The organism is Mesorhizobium captivum, assembly GCF_033977165.1.
Taxonomy (GTDB): Bacteria; Pseudomonadota; Alphaproteobacteria; order Rhizobiales; family Rhizobiaceae; genus Mesorhizobium; species Mesorhizobium captivum.
This window is the reverse complement of sequence record NZ_JAVIJB010000003.1, coordinates 72,934-87,810: the sequence shown is the minus strand read 5'-3', so window position 1 is coordinate 87,810 and position 14,877 is coordinate 72,934. Positions and strand designations below refer to the sequence as shown.

Genomic DNA, 14,877 nt, shown 5'->3' with positions numbered 1-14,877 from the left:
CTTGCCGGCGGTCGCTGCTCCCGCCCGTAACCGAAGGGCGGAATCGACAGCCGCTATTGTTCCGGCTCGGCTTTCGCTTTGATATGGTGCGATCACACCATACGTCTGCGCCGGGTCTGCGGACGATGCCCGTGAATGACGCCGCTAACAGCCGTCTGTTAGCCGGCGCTGCGCCGGGCTTCCGCGTCAGACCCGAGCCATCTTTCGAGCTTTTCGAGTAGCGCCTTCGGGCTGATCGGCTTCGGCAGGTAATCGTCCATACCGGCTTCCAGACAGCGTTCGCGGTCCCCTTTCAGCGCGTGCGCCGTGACGCCGACGATCGGCACACGCGTCCCCATCTCGGCTTCGAGTAGGCGGATGGCCGCGGTCGCCTCCAGCCCGCTCATCTCCGGCATCGATACGTCCATCAGGATCATGCGCGGATTGAGCTTGCCGAAGGCGTCGAGCGCCTTGCGGCCATTGCCGACGATCTCGAAATGATAGCCGGTCTCGCCGAGGATTTGCGTGAACACCAGCTGGTTCACCTCATTGTCCTCGGCGACGAGGATGTCGAGCCCGCGCTCCACGCCGGCCGGGCGCGGACGGGCACGCGCCGGCGGCGGCTGCAGCAGGACGCGGTCCGATGCCGTTGCCTGCGCCATCGGCGCTCGCGGCGCGCTGGACCCTATCCCGACGCTGCCGGGCAAAGGCGGATGGGTGGCCGCGGTGCTGTGGCGATGGCGCTGGATGGTGGCGACCAGCGTCTCCAAAAGGATGGAGGAGCGCGCCGGCTTGATCAGCTGCGCATCGATGCCGAGATCGCGATAGGCTGCGCTGGCGAGCGACTGGTCGACCGAGGTCAGCATGATGATCGGCGTGTGCGCGAGGCCGGCGGTGTTGCGCAGGATGCGTGCCATTTCGGCGCCGGTCATGCCCGGCATCTGGTAGTCGAGCACGACGCAGTCGACAGGCACGCCGTAGGCGGCGGCGGCGATCAGCACCTTCAGTCCCTCGGCGCCGCTTTCCGCCGCGCAGGAATCGAAGGTCCACGAGGCCATCTGCTCGCTGAGGATCGAGCGGTTGACGGCATTGTCGTCGACAATCAGCACGCGCGCGCCGGTGACGTCGACCGGCATGATCCGCTGCCCGCCCTGTTCAGCCCGCGGCAGCGTGACGGTGAACCAGAAGGTCGAGCCCTTGCCCTCGGCGCTGTCGACGCCGATCTCGCCGCCCATCATCTCGACCAGCCGCGAAGTGATGGCAAGTCCGAGCCCGGTACCTTCGTGCCGCCTTGTCGAGGAGGTGTCGACCTGGCTGAACTTCTCGAACACCAGCTTCAGCTTGCCCTCGGGAATGCCGATGCCCGTATCGGTGATCGAGATGGTGAGCCTGGTGCCCGCCGGAACCCGCTCGCCGGTGACGTCGACCAGAACGTGGCCCTCGTCGGTGAATTTCACCGCGTTGCCGAGCAGATTGGTGACGATCTGCCTGAGGCGGCCGACATCGCCGACGAATTGCCCGTCGAGCCCTGGCTGGACGCGGACGATGAGCTCGAGGTCCTTCTCCTTGGCGCGCGTCGAAACCAGCGTCGCCACATCCTCGATCGCCTCGGCGAGATTGAAGGGCGCCGGATCGAGGACCAGCTGGCCGGCGTCGATCTTGGAGAAGTCGAGGATGTCGTTGATGATGGTGAGCAGCGCGTTGCCCGATTTGACGATGATGTCGGTGAACGTCTTCTGCTTCGGGTCGAGGTCCGACTTGGCGAGCAGCTCGGCCATGCCGAGCACGCCGTTCATCGGCGTGCGGATTTCATGGCTCATATTGGCGAGGAACTCCGACTTGGCGCGGTCGGCGAGCACGGCGCGCTGGCGCGCCTCGCTAAGGTCGGCCTCGCGCTGTTTCAGTTCCGTTATGTCGGTGGTCGATCCGATCAGATAGAGCGAGCCGTCGGACGCGATCATCGCGCCCTTGCGCGCGAACTGGTGGCGCACGCTGCCGTCGGGCATCGTCACCGTTTCCTCGATCTCCTGCGTCTCGCCGGTGCGCAGCACCGCGAGGTCCCCCGCGATGAAGGCTTCGCCGTCCGCGCCGAAGATCTCGACATCGGTCTTGCCGATCGCCTCTTCCTTGCTGAAGCCGGTGAGGTCGCACCAGCCCTTGTTGACGTAGAATTGCCTCAGATCCGAGCGCTTGGCGTAGATAGACACCGGCACGTTGTCGATCAGGCTGCGGAACACCTCGTTCTCGCTCATGCTTTCCTTGAGCGCCCGCTCGCGCGCCTTGACGTCGGTGATGTCGGTGCTGGAGCCGACCAGATGCACCGATCCGTCGACAGCGACGAGGCGGCTCTTGCGTGTCATCAATTGCCGCACCGTGCCGTCGCGATGAGTGACGGGTTCCTCGACCTCGCGCCCATTGCCGGTGGCCACGACCTCGGTGTCGTCATGGCTGTAGCTCTCGGCGTCCGCGGAACCGAAAAGCTGGCGGTCCGTCTTGCCGATGACGTCTTCCTTGGCGATGCCCGTCAGCGCGCACCAGGCCTTGTTGACGAATTCGATGCTGAGATCCTCGGCCTTGATGAAGGCCGCCACCGGCAGTTCGTCCATGACATGGCGGTAAAGGTCGATCTGGCGCATCGAGTCGCGCAGCGCCTTCTCCCGTGTCTTGAGGTCGGTAATGTCGACACGAACGCCGATGAACGAGCCGTCATCGGTGCGCATGTCGTAGACCTGGTACCAGCGTCGGTCGGCATTGAGCCGCTCATAGGACGAATTTGGCAGGCGGTAACGCTTGAGCATGGCGTCGAGCCAGCGCTCGGTATCGACATTGTAGAGACTATCGATCTCGAGGTCGCCGCTCGACTGGAAATAGCCGACGGAATGCCCGAGAGCGAGCGCCTCGCGGAAGCTGCGGCCCGGCTGCCAGGCCGGTTTCAAGGCCGGCAGCGAGTCCTGCAGCTTGCGGTTGGCGAAGACGAAGCGGTCGTCGCGGTCGTAGATGATGACGCCGGCCGGCAGCGACTCCAGCACCGTGGCAAGATTCTTGCGCGCGTCCTCGGCCTCGGTCTCGCGATGCTTCATGTCGGTGATGTCGACATAGGAGATCAGCCTTTTGCCGCCGGCAAGCGATGCCAGCGACGCGATCAGCGTGCGGCCGTCATTGCGCGGCAACTGCCTGGAGCCGGCGACGCCTGCCCGGATTTCCGCCTCGCGTCCGGCAATGTGGCGCTGCCATTCCGCTTCGTCGTCGCCATAGGGGTCGGCGTCGCGGCTCGCCGCCATCAGATCGCGAAAATCGCAGCCGACCGCGGCGCGACGCGGATCGATCTTCCAGAAGTCGTAGAAGGCGCGGTTGATGATCTCCGCCCTGAGATCGGCATCGAGGACGATGACGCCGATCGGCATCGAATCGACCATCAAGCGAAGGTTGGCGAGCGCTTCCGAAGTCCCTGCCGCCTGGAGTGCTCCGGCGAATGTTTCGCCGCCCGCAACCGTCCTTTGGGAATCGCGCGCGTCGCCCGTCCCGAAAGTCCCGTCCGTATCCGCCATTCCTACCCCCAGGCCGAACCCTCGCCGGTTCGTCGGCGGAATGTGCCCGACAAGCATTAACGATCCGCTAACCTTAACGATTCGCAACCGAACACAGCCAATGCCGTTAATGCCTGTCGCCCAAAAGTGCGCAGCGGTTTTGGGGAACGACATGCATCAAAAACAAAAGACAAGCGTGTCGTATGGATCCGTTTCAGAGCCACGCGCGTCAAATCAGACGCTGGTCCGATGCCTGCTGCGGTAATCCGTCCGTTGGCGGACCCAGCGCTACCGGGCTATAAAGTCCGTGGGGGTATTGCTGATGCTCGGTCGAATGCTGACTTTCGTTCTGTGCCCGGCGCTGCTTGCCGCAAGCGGCTGCGCGCGCAGCGACGACGGCACGGTGATCATTCCTCGGCAGCTCGACGTCAGGCGTGTCTGGGACAAGCCTCCGCAGCAGGCGCAGTTAAGCCCGCCGCCTGTCGCCGTCGGCGTCTTTCCAGCGCCGCCCGAGGCGGCAAGATCGGCGCCGCGCAGATATCGGAAGCCGCCTCCGGCAAAGCCGCCGGCGGATGCGCAGCCGCAGGATGCGTCTGCCGGCCCGGAGAAGGCGCTGGCCTGCCGCAATATCAGCGAGCCCGGCAAGCGCTTTCGCGTCGTGTGCGACTAGACTAGTCCCCGGCGATTGCGATCGAAGCTGCGGCCGGGATCAATCCGCCGGGGAAAAAGGCGGGGCCGACCACCCGCACCCGCCGCGGTCCGACCAGCATGGTCGGCGTCTGGCCCTCCGCCGCGCCTGCATCGGCTGCGGCCGCATGGACCTCGGCGTCAGCGTCCGCGGGCGATGGAATATCCGAAACCGTGCCGAGATCGGGCTTTGCCGTCGGCAGCGGGATGATGGCGTTTTGCATGTTGCCCGGCGTCACCGTGCGCGCCCTGAACTCGGCCACGCGCTGATAGTAGCGCTTGAGATCGCAGCCCTTGAAGCGGGCGTCGTCGCGATACCGGAAAGCGGTTGGAAGCTCGGTATATGGCTTGCGCGTCTCGACCGCGACCATCTGATCGGTCTCCAGGTTCGGATCGCTCAGCGTATAGAGGTCGACGCCTGGATCGTCGCAAATATAGCGGCACTGATCGACCGTGTCCTTGACGTCGTTTTCTCGTGCGAATTGCGAATTCGGCGCCGGGAAGAAATAGCCGTCCGAAAGGCGCACGCAGAACAGCATCGCATTGCTGCCGAACGTCGTGCCGGAGGATTGCGGCTTGAGCGCCGGCCCCGCCGGTTGCCGATTGCGCGCGGATTGGCAGCCCAGCGCGACGTATCTCGCCTGCAGATCGCCGCGGCCCGGATTGCCGATGCCGGCGATCCGGCGCTGCACCTCGGCTCTGCTCCTGGCAAGGTCGGCGCAGGCATTGAAGAAGCCGCCCATCGCGCTGCCGGCGGTGCAGCGGCGCTGCCTCTCGATGCCCTGGATCGCAGCGAGCTGACGCCGCAGCTGGGCAAGCTCAGGGCTGGCCGCGCCGCGGCCGCCGGCAAGCATCTGGCTTCTGAGCGCGCCGCAAGGGTCTGCGTAAGAAACCGTTGCGATTGCCAGCAACACAGTAACAGCCAAGAAAGGGACCGTGAGAAATCGCAGGCTTGTCATTGACTGTCGTCCCGCCTCAAACTCGATCCAGGCCATAAACGAACATAAGCTTAGGCTAAATGAGTTATTTATCACACTCGCAAGATATACGCCTCGCACTGCTTTTGTATTCTGAGTGTTATGCTCGATCTTGTAAAACGAATATTACGCTTTCACTTCAAGATTGAGACAGTAGCCGAAAAACTTTTCGCACGGCCGATGCCCGTGGGCAGCTGCCTTGCCGACGGCAATCACGGACAGCTGATGAAACCTTTGACCGCGACCTGACGTTATCAGCGCAACGCTATGGAGACTGAAGATGTCTGTTCACTTCACCGTCTCTGGCCTGACCAGGAACCTGATCCATACGCTTGGACTGGATCACGAGCGGGCGCCGAGGCATCTGACACCTGAGCAAAATCTGCTGCTGGAATGCTATCTGGCCGGGCAAATTCCGGAATCGGCCTGGAACGACTATGTCTTCGAGATGCCGGAACTGGAAAAGCACGCAAATGCGCGGCGCCCGCGCAATGCGGCGTAGTGCGGTTCCCTATAAAAGCATAACTGTTTCCGGTTCGGAATTGCGCAAAGGTAAATTGAGCCGTTCGGCAATTCTATTGCTGAACTGCTTTGGCGTTATCTTTTGGCGAATTGAACTGAAGTGTGAAAACCTTTCCGGGAATCCCTTTGGCGAGGTCCGGCGAGAAGCTGAGCGGCAGGCAATTGCGCAAGGCGGCGGTCGCCGCGTCGACATAGGCCTGACGCGCCTTGTCATTGCCGCTGACCTTGATGGCCGTTGGCTTCGGCGGGCCGATCAGAGTGCCGTCGCGCTTGAAGCTGAAGCTCAAGGTGACCGAGGAATTTCCGGAATTGGCAGGCGGGGTCCAGCAGGCCTGCAGGGCGGCGCCGACCTCATTCATGGTGTTGAGCGACGCGGCATTCGCCGGAAGGGGCAGCGCCAGCAGCGCGCCGACAATCGCGGAATATCTTGCCATGCCTCTCATCGCTGATCCTCCTCGCTTTCGCCCATTCGCCCATTCGCTTGACGACATGGTACGATCAACGAGGAGGATGACAATAGGATTTCAACCCGGCTGACCCCGGCAAAATCATGTTGTCGTGATGCCGGCACGACCGTCGCCGGAAAAGCAAAAGGCCGGCAACGAGCCGACCTTTCCCTAGCCTCGGCATCGCGCCAGTACATCCGTGGTCGCAGCGAGGACCTGGACACTAGACAGGGCTTTGGTTAACGAATCCCTAATCCCGCGGGTTTCTCAAGCCGCGGCCTGCGATTTCACATGGGCGATGTAGCCGCGCACGTCGCCGGCCGGTTCCGCATAGGCCTTGCCGAGCTTCTTCTCGATCGCGGCCATGTAGTCCTTCGCCCATTTGGGCAGCGCGTAATCGATGACGGCCAGGAACTCGAGCGTCGCCGCCAGCCGGATATCGGCGATCGACGGGTTGGCACCGCCGATGAACGGCTTGCCGTCCCTGAAGAAGGAGTGAAACACCTCCAGCGGCTCGGCGATCGCCGCGGCAGCCGCCTTCTGTGCCTCCGATTTCCTGTCGGGATGGGCATCGCTGTGGCCGACCTCGCCGGCATATTGCGGAAAGCCGAGCGCCGGATAGGTGGCTCTAGCCACATAGGGATAGAGCGTGCCGACCAGGTAGAACATGGCGCTGTCGACCATTGCCCGCTTGGCCGGTGCCTTCGGATAGAATTTATCGAGCCCGTGTTTGTTGGCGAGATACTGCATGATGGCGCAGCTCTCCCAGAGCACGCCCCTGGGAAGACCTTTGTCCTCGATCATCGGCGTCAGATGCGCCGGGTTGCGCGCCAGGAATTCAGGCGTGCGCGTCAGGCCCCAGGCGTCGGTCTCGGAATGGTCGAGCCCGGCCGCGCGCGTGAACACCCTGACCGTCATGTTGTTGACGCTCGGCCTCAGCATGCTGAGTTTCACGCCACCTTTCTTGGCTGGCTTCGCTTTAGGCGCGGCCTTTGCCATAGCTTTGAGCGCGGCCTTTGCCATAGCCTTCGCCGGCTTGGCTACCTTGGCCGCCCCCTTGGCGGCGGTGGTTGCCTTTGCCGCGGCTTTCGCCGCCGGCCTCGCTGCTGGTTTGGCCGTTACCTTCTTGGCTTCTTTTGTGGCTGTCTTCGCCATGTTGGTCCTCCCTCTGACCTGTTCAGTATGGATTCTTCGCCGCCCGGTACTCGGACAATGTTTCGCGCGATCGTTCGACCAGCGCCTGGATGGCGTCGGCAAGGTGCACTTCGGCGATGTTGTAGTCGCCGCGCGCGATGCGGATCTTGTGCGCCGCCATCAGCACGTCCGCATGGGTGAAACCGGCCGGCGGCTCGAAGCGGTACGAGGCGAGCTCGATCAAAAGGCCGAGCGGATCCTCGAAATAGATCGAATCCATGAAGCCGCGATCCTTGACGCCGCTGTGCTTGATAGCGCGCTCGTCGAGCCGGGCGACCGCCTGCAGGAAGGTCACCCGCGACACCGAGAACGCGATGTGGTGGACGCAGCCCGTATCGGTCGGCGTGCGCCGCTTGACCGGGCTGCGGCTCTCGTCGGTGAAGACCGTGATCAGCCGGCCGTCGCCGGGGTCGAAATAGAGGTGGCTTTCGCTCGCCTTGTCGAGATTGGGCTGCTCGAAAATGAAGGGCATGCCAAGCACGCCTTCCCAAAAATCGATCGAGGTCTGGCGATTGGCACCAACCAGCGTGATGTGATGGACGCCTTGCGATTGTAGTTTCTGCATCTGGCTCCTCCCGGACACCCCGCACCTTGCCGCCGGACGTTTCAAATGCCCAGTCGCATTTTGATCAGCGCTCGGCACGTGATCGCCGCCCCGGCTTCGCTCCCCTGCGCTCCGCATTCCGCATCCTGCAGGAATGCGGCCGGAGCTTTGATGCACGGATGCTAATTCAATCCGAGGCGCTGCGCCAGAAGCGCTAATGCATGTCGCCCGGAAGTGTGCAGCGGTTCTGGGGCAACGACATGCATCAAAACAAAGACTTAAAGCGCGTCGCCTGAATCCGTTTCAATGCGACGCGCTTTAGTGCTTCAAGGGCTCCGCGCAGGCGTCTTCAAGATCCAGGCTACCGGCCTGCTGGTATCCCCCCGCATGTCTCGATTCGTGAGCGCAAAGAGCGGCGCGGGAATTGTCGACGCGTTCGCTGAGCTCGCCGAAACGATCCGTCGCTGGCAGCTTTAGTGTCGGTCCAGGCTTTGACGGACATCCGCGACCCTTCGATGAAAATCACATGTTCTCCATCGGCACGTCGGGATCGACATGTCCCCCATCGGCGGTGATCTTCAGCCTTGAGAGGTAGTGCTCCCATCCCTTTCGATGGCTGTCACGCTCCTTTGCGTTCGGCAGTCCGCTGTGCGTGAAGCGGATCAGTGTCCCCGCATCCCTCGCGATCAGGTCGATCTCGACATGGCTGGAGCCGGGCGGCACGGTCTCGTTGTCTTCCCAGCCAAAACTGTAGGCAAGACGGTGGACCGGGATCACCTCGGTGAACTCACCGCGCGCCATATGGCGACCACCGACATTGACGAGGAACAGACCGCCCGGGGTTGCATCCAAATTCGCTTCGGTCCCGATCCATCGCACGATCTGGTCCGGATCCGTCAAAAGCGCGAACACGGTCGCCTGTGGCGCCGCGACCTCAATCTCTGTGTAAACCGATTCCGCCATTGCTCACTCCAGGTCACATCCGCATCGAAATGCCGTGCATGATTGAAGCGAATGTGGGGAGTTGCAAGAAGATGTTCGAGGCGTAAGCATAAAGCCGGTGCCGAGTGACCTTCTACCGATGCTTCTCGCGAACTCGCTTTCATTCCTTCTGGACGACGCCGCGCATATTGGCGACGGTGGGCGACTTCTATTGCAGCTCTCAACGCATTTGATGGAAGACGGCTTGCCGATCATTGCCAGCGCGCTGGCGCAGGATGCTCCCAACCCGATTATTTCACGCCGCATCTGGCTCTGGCGAGCGCCTAGCGATGAAGTGGTCCAGGCTTTGGGGATAGGCGCCGACCGCCAGAATGCCGATCCCCGGCTCGTGCTGCGAGAGTGGCTTGGCACGACGCGGGCGATCGTGTTCGACGAGGGAGCGGGCGGTGTCGCACCGACTTTGGTGTGGGCGTTCGATCACACCCCGGATGAGGCGCAGTCAGAGCTGCTGCGGCAAGTCTCCCGGTTTGCCGCGGCTCCGATGACCGCGCTCGCAGAACGGTCTGCGAAACGCGAACTGCTCGAAGCATATTTGGGAAAGCGCAGTGCAGCACATGTGCTCAACGGTCATTCTCGTCGAGTAAAGGGAGAAACGATACGGGCTGCGCTTCTGTGCGCGGATCTTCGAGGTTTCACCGATCTATCCGAGGTTCATGATGCAGACGAGATCGTATCGGTACTTGATGCCTGGTTCGATTGCGTCGCCGGCGCGGTGCACGCATTTGGTGGCGAGGTTCTCAAGTTCATAGGTGATGGCGTCCTCGCGATTTTCCCGATTGGCGAGCGCGATGCAAGGGCCGCATGTGACGCGGCGGTACGCGCCGTGAAGGCCACGCGCGCCGGGATAGATCATCTCAACCAAACGCGCCGCCGCAATGGGGGCCCTGAGCTCGGATATGGCATTGGCCTGCATGTCGGCGAGATACTTTGGGGGAATATCGGCACTGCCGGCAGGTTGGACTTCACCGCGATCGGCAAGGCTGTAAATCTTGTTAGCCGCATCGAAGGGCTGTGCAAGCCGTTAGGACGGACGGTGCTCGCGTCGACAGTGTTCGAGGCAGAAACTACCGAGCCGATGATCGCCATGGGCAGTCATCCGCTCAGAGGAATAGCAGGCGCGCAAACGCTTTTCGGCTTGCCGGAATAGATCGAATGCCAATGGTCCAAGCTGTTGATTGCTTGGTACGCCCAAGGGGAATCGAACCCCTGTTCCCGCCGTGAGAGGGCGGTGTCCTGACCGCTAGACGATGGGCGCGCCCAAGAACCGGCTACATAGGCTGGCGGCTCGGAAAAAGCAACTGGGGTTTCGGACTGTTCCCGGACTTTGCAGACTGCCCCTGGTCAACCCTGCCGTTTCGGCTCGATCAGGTCCCAGAGATTGCCGTAGAGATCGGCAAACACCGCCACCGTCCCGTAGGCTTCAAAGCGCGGCGCCTCGCGGAACTTGATGCCATTTGCCAGCATCGCCTGATGGTCGCGCGCAAAGTCGTCCGTTTCGAGGAACAGAAACACCCGGCCGCCGGTCTGGTCGCCGATACGGCTCGCCTGCGTCTCGCCGGAAGCCTCCGCAAGCAACAGCCGCGCGCCTTGTCCATTTGCCGGCGTGACCGTCACCCAGCGCTTGCCGCCGCCGAGGTCGACATCGTCGGTCAGCACGAAGCCGAGCCGCTCGACATACCAGGCGATCGCCTCGTCATAGTTTTCGACGACGAGCGCCACCGTCGCAATGCAGCGTTTTTCGGCAAAGCCGCCCATTTGTTGCGGGCTCATTTGTTACGGATTGGGAACTGGCCGATCATGCGGCGCTCGGCAATGTCGTAGACGAAGATGGAACGGCTGCCGTCGGCAAGCTCGGCATCGATCGACAGCAGGTTGCCGGACAGCGACTGGCTGACCACCCTGGCGCGGACCGGCAACACGATGTCGCCGCTGAGCGGCGCGCCGGCCGGAGCCTTGACGTCGCCGGCGGGTGCCGATCCGGCAGCCGGCGCATTGCGGGCTTTGTAGACAAGCGCCCCGATCACCACCATAAGGGCGAGGAACAGCAGGCCGAGATTGACGATCATGAAGCGGATGAGCTTCCTGCGCACCTTTTCGGCAGCGGGGTCGAGCGGCTTCTCTTCATCTTCTTCGGCGATGGGCCGGGCCATGGCTAAACAATCCGCAACGGGTTTCGATGAGCGCTCATAACGAAGAGGCCCCGAATTTGATAGGGGATGAATTGACCGAGCGTGAAGCGGTCGTCCTGGAAGCAGGCGCCGATGCTGCCGGCCAGCGCCTCGACCAATGGCTGGCCGCCAGGCTCGGTCCCGATATCTCGCGTAGCCGCGTGCAGGCCCTGATCCGCCAAGGCGCGGTCTCGATCGGCGGCAAGCCGGTCGAGGAGGCCAAGCGCAAGATGGCGGTCGGCGAGCACGTCTCGGTCGTCATGCCGGAACCGGAACCGGCCGAGCCGCAGGGCGAGGCGATCCCGCTCGATATCCTCTACGAAGACGACGAGTTGATCGTCATCAACAAGCCGGCGGGTCTGGTCGTCCATCCCGGCGCCGGCAACTGGTCCGGCACGCTGGTCAACGCGCTGATCCATCACTGCGGCGACAGCCTCTCCGGCATCGGCGGCGTCAGGCGGCCGGGCATCGTTCATCGCCTCGACAAGGAGACGAGCGGTGTTATGGTGGTGGCCAAGACCGACCGCGCCCACAAGGCGCTGTCGGAGGCCTTTGCCGACCATGGCCGCACCGGCGATCTCGAGCGTGCCTATCTGGCGCTGGTCTGGGGCATTCCGCATAGGCCGAGCGGCACCGTCGACGCCGCGCTCGGCCGCGCCGCTGACCGCGTCCGCCGCGCGGTGGTTCCCGAAGAACGCGACGACGCCCGCCATGCGGTCACCCATTTCAGCGTGGTCGAACGCTTCGGCGAAGGGCAGAAGGCCTTCGCCACGGCAAGTCTGGTCGAATGCCGGCTGGAGACCGGCCGCACGCATCAGATCAGGGTTCATATGGCGCATATCGGCCATCCCGTGATCGGCGATCCGGATTACGGCCAGGCCTTCCGCACCAAGGCCAACCGGCTGCCGGAGCCGCTGAAAAGCGAGGTCACTGCATTTTCCCGGCAGGCGCTCCACGCCTGGCTCCTTGAATTCCGCCATCCGGCTACCCATCTAACGATGAGGTTCGAGGCGCCGATGCCGAGGGACATGGAGCAACTCGTCGGCGGTTTCCGCAAACTCTGAGCCGCCATCAAGACGCTTGAAACCAGCCATCAAAAAACCTGACTGGCGTTGTTCACTTCAGCGTGACACACTGTTTCGTGTTGAACAAATGCCTGTCCTTTCTGGTTTTGTTCCTATATACAGCAGTTGCCGCGGATGAGCCGATTGGCATTCGCGTCGCATGCCCGCCGCGTTACGGGGGCATCACTCCAATAGAGAGGGGGCGCAATCATGGCCCAGTCACTACCCAGTATCGTTTCCGGTGAAGGCGGTCTCGCCCGTTACCTGGAAGAAATCCGTCGCTTTCCGATGCTTCAACCGCAGGAAGAGTACATGCTCGCCAAGCGTTATGCCGAGCATCAGGACACCTCCGCCGCGCACAAGCTCGTCACCAGCCATTTGCGGCTCGTGGCCAAGATCGCCATGGGCTATCGCGGCTACGGCCTGCCGATCGGCGAGGTGATCTCGGAAGGCAATGTCGGCCTCATGCAGGCCGTGAAGAAATTCGAACCGGAGCGTGGTTTCCGGCTCGCCACCTACGCTATGTGGTGGATCAAGGCCTCGATCCAGGAATACATCCTGCGCTCGTGGAGCCTAGTCAAGATGGGCACCACCGCCAACCAGAAGCGCCTGTTCTTCAACCTGCGCAAGGTTAAGGGCAGAATTCAGGCGCTCGACGACGGCGATTTGAAGCCCGACCAGATCGCCGAGATCGCCACACGCCTCAACGTGTCCGAGGCCGAGGTGGTGTCGATGAACCGCCGCCTGTCGGGCGACGCTTCGCTCAATGCCCCGATCAGGGCGAGCGAAGGCGAGTCCGGCGAATGGCAGGACTGGCTGGTCGACGACCACGAAAGCCAGGAAGAGATGCTGATCGAGCAGGACGAACTGGAAAACCGGCGCTCAATGCTGTCGGGCGCTCTGTCGGTGCTCAACGATCGCGAGCGGCGCATCTTCGAGGCGCGTCGCCTGGCCGAAGAGCCGCTGACGCTGGAAGAGCTGTCTGCCGAGTTCGACATCAGCCGCGAGCGCGTGCGCCAGATCGAGGTGCGCGCGTTCGAGAAGGTGCAGGACGCGGTCAAGGCCGCGGCCAAGCGCCAGGCCCAGGCACTGCGCACCATCGAGGCGCAGCCGGCGGCTTAAAAGGCTTGAGATTGAAATAAAAAGGCGGCGCTTCGGCGCCGCCTTTTTTTGTTTTCACGTCGGCGATTGGCGAAAGCGGCGAACCAGCCCTTTCTCCCCGTCACTATACGGGGAGAAATGCCCGGTCCACCCTCCGCAGCTGCAGCGCAGCTGCTGCGGAGGACGGGCAGGGCAATGAGAGGCAGCACCGAGGCTGCGAGGTTGTCGTTTCGAGCAGCGGTTGAGTCCGAGGATTTGGCGCGATCGTTTCGAAGCGCCGCGCCGCCCCTCATCCGCCCTTCGGGCACCTTCTCCCCGTGAACGGGGAGAAGGAAAGCTCACGCCGTCGGCTGCTTGGTCTTGCGCAGATACGGCAGCACCGTCTCGTAGGCGCCGAAGCGCTTGATGGCGTCCTCGTTGGAGACGGCGGCGGTGATGATCACATCCTCGCCCTGCTTCCAGTTCGCCGGCGTCGCCACCTGGTGCTTGGCCGTCAGCTGGATGGAATCGATGACACGCAGGATCTCGTCGAAGTTGCGGCCCGTGGTCATCGGATAGGTCAGCACCAGCTTGATCTTCTTGTCCGGGCCGATGACGTAGACAGAGCGCACGGTGGCGTTGTCGGCCGGCGTGCGGCCTTCCGAGCTCTCGCCGGCGCCCGCCGGCAGCATCTCGTAAAGCTTGGCGACCTTGAGGTCCTTGTCGCCGATCAGCGGGTAATTCACCGTTTGGCCGGTAGCGGTCTTGATGTCGGCCTGCCACTTGTCGTGGCTCGATACCGGGTCGACGGAAATGCCTATGATCTTGACGTTGCGCTTCTTGAAGTCGCCTTCCAGCCCGGCCATCGTGCCGAGCTCGGTCGTGCAGACCGGCGTGAAGTTCTTTGGATGGCTGAAAAGCACCGCCCAGCCGTCACCGATCCACTGATGGAAATTGATCGTCCCTTGCGTGGTCTCGGCCGTGAAGTCCGGCGCGATGTCGTTGATACGAAGGCTCATGACGTGCTCCCTACCCTGTGACATGTCGCCGGCATGGGCCAACCCCAGCGGCGGCTCAGCCTTCTATACCGCCGGACGGCCCGGTTCAAAAGGCTTGTGTCTGCAAGCGTGATCGAAGCGGCGGAAAAATTTCGTCTTTTCCTGGAAAAGACAGCAGGAATTTCCGCGATGGACGCTAGCGCATGTCTCCCGAAAGTGGGAACCGGTTTCGGGAGAAAGACATGCGTAAAATCAAAAACCGAAGCGCATGGAGCGAATCTGAAAGATCGCGACGCGCTTTAGGGTCCGGACTGGGCGCGCTTTAAGCCTTCTTCACCGACAGCGTCGTCGCCAGATCTTCCATGCGCTGGGCAAGCGCCGCGAGCGCCGTGGTCAGCACACTGTCGCTTTTGTCGGCCTTGGTCAGCGCCTCGTCGCGCGTCTTGCGCAGCGTCAGCACTTCGCTCTCCATGCCCTTGACACGCTTGTTGAGCTCCGAGAGCTCGTCCATCACCATGATGCCGGCCATCACGGTCAGCCGCTGGTCGCCAATCTCGCCGAAGGAATCCTTCAGATGCGCGACATAGCGGTCGAAGCGCTCGGCGAGGTCGATCAGGTGCTCTTCCTGGCCCTCGTCGCAAGCCATCCGGTACTGCTTGCTGTCGATCGAAACCGTCACCTGTGCCATT

15 protein-coding genes and 1 tRNA gene are annotated in these 14,877 nt (G+C 62.7%); 5 read left to right on the top strand and 11 right to left on the bottom strand.

The features are described 5' to 3' along the window. Nucleotides 1-158 precede the first annotated feature (158 nt). Nucleotides 159-3,527, bottom strand: a complete 3,369-nt coding sequence (locus RFM40_RS04450; RefSeq protein ID WP_320277191.1) for a response regulator — start codon at nt 3,525-3,527, stop codon at nt 159-161. 313 nt (nt 3,528-3,840) lie between these two features. Here RFM40_RS04450 and RFM40_RS04445 point away from each other — a divergent pair, with 313 nt between their 5' ends. After that, nucleotides 3,841-4,176 (top strand): hypothetical protein, encoded by a 336-nt coding sequence (locus tag RFM40_RS04445; protein ID WP_320224674.1) that lies wholly within the window; start codon nt 3,841-3,843, stop codon nt 4,174-4,176. 1 nt (nt 4,177) lies between these two features. Here RFM40_RS04445 and RFM40_RS04440 read toward each other — a convergent pair whose 3' ends face one another. Continuing rightward, the gene (locus tag RFM40_RS04440; RefSeq protein ID WP_320277190.1) at nt 4,178-5,107 is read right to left on the bottom strand and encodes a DUF2865 domain-containing protein; all 930 of its coding nucleotides are present in this window, start codon (nt 5,105-5,107) and stop codon (nt 4,178-4,180) included. Between the two features lie 343 nt (nt 5,108-5,450). Between RFM40_RS04440 and RFM40_RS04435 the strand changes: the two genes are divergently transcribed. Beyond that, on the top strand, nt 5,451-5,672 hold the full coding sequence (locus RFM40_RS04435) for a hypothetical protein (protein WP_320221058.1): 222 nt from the start codon (nt 5,451-5,453) through the stop codon (nt 5,670-5,672). Nucleotides 5,673-5,745: 73 nt separating this feature from the next. Here the strand turns inward: RFM40_RS04435 and RFM40_RS04430 are convergent, their stop codons facing one another. The 4 genes from RFM40_RS04430 to RFM40_RS04415 form a co-directional block, all read right to left on the bottom strand. Beyond that, a complete protein-coding gene (locus RFM40_RS04430) occupies nt 5,746-6,126 on the bottom strand; it encodes a hypothetical protein (protein WP_430691638.1) in 381 nt (126 codons plus the stop codon). A gap of 279 nt (nt 6,127-6,405) precedes the next feature. Next, a complete protein-coding gene (locus RFM40_RS04425; RefSeq protein ID WP_320277189.1) occupies nt 6,406-7,293 on the bottom strand; it encodes a glutathione S-transferase family protein in 888 nt (295 codons plus the stop codon). Between the two features lie 22 nt (nt 7,294-7,315). After that, nucleotides 7,316-7,897 (bottom strand): VOC family protein, encoded by a 582-nt coding sequence (locus RFM40_RS04420; RefSeq protein ID WP_320277188.1) that lies wholly within the window; start codon nt 7,895-7,897, stop codon nt 7,316-7,318. 501 nt (nt 7,898-8,398) lie between these two features. Beyond that, nucleotides 8,399-8,839, bottom strand: coding sequence for an SRPBCC family protein (locus RFM40_RS04415; protein ID WP_320221072.1), 441 nt, complete (start codon nt 8,837-8,839; stop codon nt 8,399-8,401). 118 nt (nt 8,840-8,957) lie between these two features. Here RFM40_RS04415 and RFM40_RS04410 point away from each other — a divergent pair, with 118 nt between their 5' ends. Next, entirely contained in the window at nt 8,958-10,025 is a 1,068-nt protein-coding gene (locus tag RFM40_RS04410) for an adenylate/guanylate cyclase domain-containing protein (protein WP_320277187.1), read from the top strand. A 33-nt stretch (nt 10,026-10,058) separates the two neighbouring features. On the opposite strand, the gene RFM40_RS04405 is transcribed toward RFM40_RS04410, so the two are convergent. The 3 genes from RFM40_RS04405 to RFM40_RS04395 all read right to left on the bottom strand — a co-directional run bounded on the left by RFM40_RS04405 (nt 10,059) and on the right by RFM40_RS04395 (nt 11,028). Beyond that, nucleotides 10,059-10,133: transfer RNA gene (locus RFM40_RS04405), tRNA-Glu, on the bottom strand. 86 nt (nt 10,134-10,219) lie between these two features. After that, entirely contained in the window at nt 10,220-10,633 is a 414-nt protein-coding gene (locus tag RFM40_RS04400) for a VOC family protein (RefSeq protein WP_320277252.1), read from the bottom strand. Between the two features lie 11 nt (nt 10,634-10,644). Next, a complete protein-coding gene (locus RFM40_RS04395) occupies nt 10,645-11,028 on the bottom strand; it encodes a fimbrial protein (protein ID WP_320277186.1) in 384 nt (127 codons plus the stop codon). 26 nt (nt 11,029-11,054) lie between these two features. Between RFM40_RS04395 and RFM40_RS04390 the strand changes: the two genes are divergently transcribed. After that, nucleotides 11,055-12,110, top strand: coding sequence for an RluA family pseudouridine synthase (locus RFM40_RS04390; protein ID WP_320277185.1), 1,056 nt, complete (start codon nt 11,055-11,057; stop codon nt 12,108-12,110). 210 nt (nt 12,111-12,320) lie between these two features. Continuing rightward, on the top strand, nt 12,321-13,232 hold the full coding sequence (gene rpoH, locus RFM40_RS04385; protein ID WP_126097540.1) for an RNA polymerase sigma factor RpoH: 912 nt from the start codon (nt 12,321-12,323) through the stop codon (nt 13,230-13,232). A gap of 317 nt (nt 13,233-13,549) precedes the next feature. Here rpoH and RFM40_RS04380 read toward each other — a convergent pair whose 3' ends face one another. Together RFM40_RS04380 and RFM40_RS04375 are read right to left on the bottom strand one after the other, a co-directional pair. Further along, entirely contained in the window at nt 13,550-14,209 is a 660-nt protein-coding gene (locus tag RFM40_RS04380) for a peroxiredoxin (protein ID WP_126097539.1), read from the bottom strand. Nucleotides 14,210-14,510: 301 nt separating this feature from the next. After that, entirely contained in the window at nt 14,511-14,876 is a 366-nt protein-coding gene (locus tag RFM40_RS04375) for a cell division protein ZapA (RefSeq protein WP_320277184.1), read from the bottom strand. Nucleotide 14,877: the final 1 nt, after the last annotated feature.

Excerpts from the sequence above, each read along its gene's own strand:
- RFM40_RS04450 (WP_320277191.1), bottom strand. The coding sequence starts at position 3,527 with ATGGCGGATACGGACGGGACTTTCGGGACGGGCGACGCGCGCGATTCC.
- RFM40_RS04445 (WP_320224674.1), top strand. The coding sequence starts at position 3,841 with ATGCTGACTTTCGTTCTGTGCCCGGCGCTGCTTGCCGCAAGCGGCTGC.
- RFM40_RS04435 (WP_320221058.1), top strand. The coding sequence starts at position 5,451 with ATGTCTGTTCACTTCACCGTCTCTGGCCTGACCAGGAACCTGATCCAT.
- RFM40_RS04430 (WP_430691638.1), bottom strand. The coding sequence starts at position 6,126 with ATGGCAAGATATTCCGCGATTGTCGGCGCGCTGCTGGCGCTGCCCCTT.
- RFM40_RS04425 (WP_320277189.1), bottom strand. The coding sequence starts at position 7,293 with ATGGCGAAGACAGCCACAAAAGAAGCCAAGAAGGTAACGGCCAAACCA.
- RFM40_RS04420 (WP_320277188.1), bottom strand. The coding sequence starts at position 7,897 with ATGCAGAAACTACAATCGCAAGGCGTCCATCACATCACGCTGGTTGGT.
- RFM40_RS04415 (WP_320221072.1), bottom strand. The coding sequence starts at position 8,839 with ATGGCGGAATCGGTTTACACAGAGATTGAGGTCGCGGCGCCACAGGCG.
- RFM40_RS04410 (WP_320277187.1), top strand. The coding sequence starts at position 8,958 with ATGCTTCTCGCGAACTCGCTTTCATTCCTTCTGGACGACGCCGCGCAT.
- RFM40_RS04400 (WP_320277252.1), bottom strand. The coding sequence starts at position 10,633 with ATGGGCGGCTTTGCCGAAAAACGCTGCATTGCGACGGTGGCGCTCGTC.
- RFM40_RS04395 (WP_320277186.1), bottom strand. The coding sequence starts at position 11,028 with ATGGCCCGGCCCATCGCCGAAGAAGATGAAGAGAAGCCGCTCGACCCC.
- RFM40_RS04390 (WP_320277185.1), top strand. The coding sequence starts at position 11,055 with ATGAGCGCTCATAACGAAGAGGCCCCGAATTTGATAGGGGATGAATTG.
- rpoH (WP_126097540.1), top strand. The coding sequence starts at position 12,321 with ATGGCCCAGTCACTACCCAGTATCGTTTCCGGTGAAGGCGGTCTCGCC.
- RFM40_RS04380 (WP_126097539.1), bottom strand. The coding sequence starts at position 14,209 with ATGAGCCTTCGTATCAACGACATCGCGCCGGACTTCACGGCCGAGACC.
- RFM40_RS04375 (WP_320277184.1), bottom strand. The coding sequence starts at position 14,876 with ATGGCACAGGTGACGGTTTCGATCGACAGCAAGCAGTACCGGATGGCT.